The organism is Pseudomonas sp. NPDC087803 (genome assembly GCF_044742995.1).
Classification (GTDB): domain Bacteria; phylum Pseudomonadota; class Gammaproteobacteria; order Pseudomonadales; family Pseudomonadaceae; genus Aquipseudomonas.
In genome coordinates this window covers 1-4,863 of record NZ_JBIUVO010000119.1, presented here as the reverse complement: position 1 = coordinate 4,863, position 4,863 = coordinate 1, and the positions used below count along the sequence as shown (strand labels likewise).

General features: G+C 61.5%; 5 protein-coding genes and 1 pseudogene. 5 read left to right on the top strand and 1 reads right to left on the bottom strand.

Features of this window, described 5'->3' with window-relative positions; genetic code table 11:
* Together ACIOUG_RS26560 and ACIOUG_RS26555 are read left to right on the top strand one after the other, a co-directional pair.
* Window positions 1-82, top strand: an 82-nt coding sequence (locus ACIOUG_RS26560) for a 50S ribosomal protein L19 (protein WP_400558050.1), incomplete at its 5' end; no start/stop codon positions are given.
* Between the two features lie 149 nt (window positions 83-231).
* Window positions 232-645, top strand: coding sequence for an acyl-CoA thioesterase (locus tag ACIOUG_RS26555; RefSeq protein WP_108181783.1), 414 nt, complete (start codon window positions 232-234; stop codon window positions 643-645).
* Between the two features lie 101 nt (window positions 646-746).
* On the opposite strand, the gene ACIOUG_RS26550 is transcribed toward ACIOUG_RS26555, so the two are convergent.
* On the bottom strand, window positions 747-2,555 hold the full coding sequence (locus tag ACIOUG_RS26550; RefSeq protein WP_401070082.1) for a cation:proton antiporter: 1,809 nt from the start codon (window positions 2,553-2,555) through the stop codon (window positions 747-749).
* A gap of 108 nt (window positions 2,556-2,663) precedes the next feature.
* Here ACIOUG_RS26550 and xerD point away from each other — a divergent pair, with 108 nt between their 5' ends.
* The 3 genes and pseudogenes from xerD to ACIOUG_RS26535 all read left to right on the top strand — a co-directional run.
* On the top strand, window positions 2,664-3,560 hold the full coding sequence (gene xerD, locus ACIOUG_RS26545) for a site-specific tyrosine recombinase XerD (RefSeq protein WP_401070080.1): 897 nt from the start codon (window positions 2,664-2,666) through the stop codon (window positions 3,558-3,560).
* Between the two features lie 301 nt (window positions 3,561-3,861).
* Window positions 3,862-4,593, top strand: a complete 732-nt coding sequence (dsbC, locus tag ACIOUG_RS26540) for a bifunctional protein-disulfide isomerase/oxidoreductase DsbC (protein WP_401070077.1) — start codon at window positions 3,862-3,864, stop codon at window positions 4,591-4,593.
* A gap of 131 nt (window positions 4,594-4,724) precedes the next feature.
* Window positions 4,725-4,863 (top strand): annotated as a pseudogene (locus ACIOUG_RS26535) (homoserine dehydrogenase); the annotation flags it as partial.

Sequence of the window (4,863 nt, the reverse complement as noted above, 5' to 3'; positions counted from 1 at the left end):
CGGTGACGTACGTAAAGCCAAGCTGTACTACCTGCGCGACCTGTCGGGTAAAGCAGCTCGCATCAAGGAAAAACTGGCTTAAGTCCAGCTTCCGATGCAGAAAAAAGCAGCCTACGGGCTGCTTTTTTGTTGCCCGCAATAAACTGTCCCCACTGTGTAGGAGCTGCCGAAGGCTGCGATCTTTTGATCTTGCTTTTAATTCGGACGCCCGCGATTTACGAGCAATAACCCATGACCACCCGCGACCAGGAAATCCAGCGCCGCACCGAACTCTCGGTGACTCGCGTGACCAAAGCCGTCTTCCCGCCGACCACCAACCACCACAACACCCTGTTCGGCGGCACCGCGCTGGCGTGGATGGATGAAGTGTCGTTCATCACCGCCACGCGCTTCTGCCGTTTGCCACTGGTGACCGTGTCCACCGACCGCATCGACTTCAATCACGCGATACCGGCCGGCTCCATCGTCGAACTGGTGGGGCGGGTGATCAAGGTCGGCAACACCAGCCTCAAGGTCGAGGTGGAAGTGTTTGTCGAGAGCATGAGCTGTGACGGGCGCGAGAAGGCGATCCATGGGCAGTTCAGCTTTGTGGCGATTGATGATGACAAGCGACCGGTGCCGGTGCTGCCCGGATTTCCAGCCTGATCCGAAACCGAGTCGCGCCATTCGCGAGCAGGCTCGCTCCCACAGGTTTTGTGTTCACCCCCGATCACTGTGGGAGCGAGCCTGCTCGCGAATTCGTCAGGTCAGGCGCCGCTGCTCTCAGGCTGAATCAGCGCCAACAACGTCCACCCGGACCCCGGTTTCAAAGCCGTCTCCGGCGTCACCACATGCACCCAGCCGCTGTCATCGCGCATGAACAGCAGGGTCGCCCGATTGCCATGCAATGCCTGGTAGTCCTCCCAACCAAAGCCGTCCGTCAGCGTCGTGCTGTATAGCTCGGCGCCGTTGCTGATCAGGCTGGCCAGCTTGGCATAGGTCAGCGCCTCGCTCCCCAGCTGATTGCCGCGATGTTCCAGGCTTGCCCGGTGCTTGTCACTGCGACGACTTTCCTGACCGCTGGCCAAGCCAAATAGACGCTGATGACCGAAGTCATGGCGAAAGCGCATCGCCGCCAAGGTATTCAGCTCGCCCGAAGGCGACAGCGCCAGCAAGTGCCCCAGCCCGACCAGATCCAGATGCGCATCGGCATGCTGCGAAGCCGGGTTACCAAAGTACGTCGGCAACCCCTCCATGCGCGCCGCACGAATGTTCTCCCAGCTCGAATCGGTCAACAGCACCCGGCTGCCCAATTGCTGCAACGACTTGCCCAACAGACGCGCCGGGCCGTTGGCGCCGACGATCAGGAAGCCGCTCGGCGCCGGTTCGGCCACGTTCAGCAAGCGCGCCAAGGGGCGTGCTGTTGCGCTTTGCAGCACCACGGTGCCGATGATCACCGCGAAGGTCAGTGGCACCAGCAGCAGCGCGCCTTCATGTCCGGCCTGATCCAGACGAATCGCGAAAATCGCCGAGACCGCCGCCGCCACGATCCCGCGCGGGGCGATCCAGCACAGCAGGGCGCGTTCACGCCAGCTCAGGCTTGAACCTGCGGTGCTCAACAACACGTTCAACGGGCGTGCGATCAACTGAATCACCAGCAGCAGAATCAGCACCAGTGGCCCGAGGCCGATCAGTGCATGCAGGTCCAGCCGCGCCGCCAGCAGGATGAACAGTCCGGAAATCAGCAGCACGCTGAGGTTTTCCTTGAAGTGCAGGATGTGCCGCACATCCACGCCCTTCATGTTCGCCAGCCACATGCCCATCAGCGTCACCGCGAGCAGGCCGGACTCATGCATCACCTGATTGGACGCAATGAAAATCCCCAGCACCGCCGCCAGCGAGGCGAGGTTGTGCAGGTATTCGGGCAGCCATTGGCGACGGATGATGATGCCCAGCACCCAGCCGCCGACCACCCCGAATACGCTGCCGCAGACAATCACGCCGCCGAAAGTCAGCAGACTCTGTTCGAGGCCGTTGCCTTCGGAGCGGGCAATGATGAAGCTGTAGACCACCACCGCGAGCAGCGCGCCGATCGGGTCGATGACGATGCCTTCCCAGCGCAGAATGTTGGCGATCGAGGCTTTCGGCCGCACCACCCGCAGCATCGGCACGATCACCGTCGGCCCGGTCACCAGCGTCAGGCTGCCGAACAGGATCGCCAGCAGCCAGTCGAAGCCGAGCAAAAAGTGGGTGGCGATGGCAATCACCACCCAGGTCGTGAGCGCGCCGATTGTCACCAGCCGATGCACGACGCTGCCGATTTCGCGCCATTCCGACAGATGCAGGGTCAGGCTGCCTTCAAACAGAATCAACGCCACCGCCAGCGACACCAGCGGCATCAGCAGCGGGCCGAACATTTCCTGCGGATCGAGCCAGCCCAGCACCGGGCCTGCAAGAATCCCGGTCAGCAACAGAAACAGAATCGCCGGCAGTTTCAGGCGCCACGCCAGCCACTGGCAACCCAGCGCAGCAGCGCCGATCCCGCCAAATGCCAAGAGAATTTGCTGCTCGTTCATTGAAGCTCCCTGTTCCTTGAAATGGCGGGCTATGAAAGACTAGCGGCCATTCCTACAGTTCACTCTACATTTGCGCACAGCCTTGGAGGTTGTGTGTCTTGAGCGCCCATGCCTGCCATCGACCACCCGCTGATTGACCAATTCCTCGACGCCCTGTGGCTGGAAAAAGGCCTGTCCGACAACACCCGCGGCGCCTACCGCAGCGATCTGGCGCTGTTCAACGGCTGGCTGCAGGAGAAAAACCTCGAGCTGATCAATGCCGGTCGCGAGTTGATCCTTGATCACCTGTCCTGGCGCCTGGAGCAGAACTACAAACCGCGCTCCACCGCCAGATTTCTTTCCGGTGTGCGTGGCTTTTATCGCTATCTGCTGCGGGAAAAGCTGATCACGGTTGATCCGACCTTGCGCGTCGACATGCCGCAACTGGGCAGGCCGCTGCCCAAATCGTTGTCGGAAGCTGACGTCGAAGCGCTGCTCAAGGCGCCTGATCTGAGTGAAGCCATCGGTCAACGTGACCGCGCCATGCTTGAAGTGCTGTACGCCTGCGGGCTGCGCGTGACCGAACTGGTGAGCCTGACGCTGGAGCAAGTCAATCTGCGTCAGGGCGTGCTGCGGGTGATGGGCAAGGGCAGCAAAGAGCGGCTGGTCCCGATGGGCGAGGAGGCGATCGTCAGGATCGAGCGCTATATGCGCGATGGCCGCAGCGAGCTGCTCGGCGGGCGCCCCAGTGACGTGCTGTTCCCCAGCCAGCGCGGCGAGCAGATGACCCGCCAGACCTTCTGGCACCGGATCAAGCATTGGGCCAAGGTCGCCGGGATCGGCAAATCGCTGTCGCCGCACACCTTGCGCCACGCCTTCGCTACGCACTTGCTCAACCACGGCGCCGACCTGCGGGTGGTGCAGATGCTGCTCGGCCACAGTGATTTGTCGACCACGCAGATTTATACCCATGTCGCCCGCGCCCGCCTGCAAGACCTGCACGCCAAACATCACCCAAGAGGCTGATGCAAAGTCAGCTTTTTGTGGCGAGGGAGCTTGCTCCCGCTGGGGTGCGAAGCGCCCCCCAAAATATGGCAGTCGCATCGGTTGTGAAATATCTACGACTGCTGCGCAGCCGAGCGGGAGCAAGCTCCCTCGCCACAGGGAAATTCGAGTCATCCCCTGCAGTGAATCTCTGGCGACAGGCGCATTCGGCCATGCGAGCCTTATGTGGTAGGCTTTCCCGGTTTGCACGATGGACGATTATGACCCGGTGTTCCGGCACGGGCGTTCTGACCGTTTCATTTGTCCGCCTTCAGGAGTTCTCATGCGTCTGACCCAGATTTTCGCCGCCGCCGCCATTGCGTTGGTCAGCACCTTTGCCGTCGCCGATGACGCGGCTGACAAAGCCATTCGTCAAAGCCTGGAAAAACTCGAACTCGAGGTTCCGGTCGAAAGCATCAGCGCCAGCCCGTTGCCGGGCATGTATGAAGTCAAGCTCAAGGGCAGCCGCGTGCTGTACGCCAGCGCCGACGGCCAGTACATCGTCCAGGGCTATCTGTTCCAGCTCAAGGACGGCAAACCGGTCAACCTGACCGAGAAGACCGAGCGTCTGGGCGTCTCTAAACTGATCAACGCCATTCCGGTGGCTGAAACCGTGGTCTACCCGGCCGTGGGCGAGACCAAATCGCACATCACCGTGTTCACCGACACCACCTGCCCGTACTGTCACAAGCTGCACGCCGAAGTGCCGGAGCTGAACAAGCGCGGCATCGAAGTGCGTTACGTAGCCTTCCCGCGTCAGGGCCTCGGCTCGCCAGGTGATGAGCAACTGCAAGCCGTGTGGTGCTCGACCGACAAGAAAGCCGCCATGGACAAAATGGTCGATGGCAAGGAAATCAAGGCCGCCAAGTGCGCGAACCCGGTTTCCAAACAGTTTGCCCTCGGTCAGTCGATCGGCGTGAACGGCACGCCGGCCATCGTTTTGGCCGACGGCCAGGTCATTCCGGGCTACCAGCCTGCGCCACAAGTCGCCAAACTGGCGCTGGGCGCCAAGTAATTCGCATCGTCACGGTCAGCCGTTGACGATCATGGTCCGGCAGCAGCAGCGCCGGGCCATTAATAGAGAGCCGCGAGTACGCGGTTGTTTTCCGGCCGACCTCGAGTCGGCCGTTTCATGGGGAGTTCACAGTGAATCCGGTCAAAGTAGGCATCTGTGGGTTAGGGACCGTCGGTGGCGGTACCTTCAACGTACTTCAGCGCAACGCCGAGGAAATTGCTCGTCGTGCCGGGCGTGGGATCGCAGTGGCACAAAGTGCCATGCGCACGC

What these genes read in the sequence shown, in the direction of transcription:
- dsbC (WP_401070077.1), top strand. Translation starts at nt 3,862, where the DNA reads ATGCGTCTGACCCAGATTTTCGCCGCCGCCGCCATTGCGTTGGTCAGC.
- xerD (WP_401070080.1), top strand. Translation starts at nt 2,664, where the DNA reads ATGCCTGCCATCGACCACCCGCTGATTGACCAATTCCTCGACGCCCTG.
- ACIOUG_RS26555 (WP_108181783.1), top strand. Translation starts at nt 232, where the DNA reads ATGACCACCCGCGACCAGGAAATCCAGCGCCGCACCGAACTCTCGGTG.
- ACIOUG_RS26550 (WP_401070082.1), bottom strand. Translation starts at nt 2,555, where the DNA reads ATGAACGAGCAGCAAATTCTCTTGGCATTTGGCGGGATCGGCGCTGCT.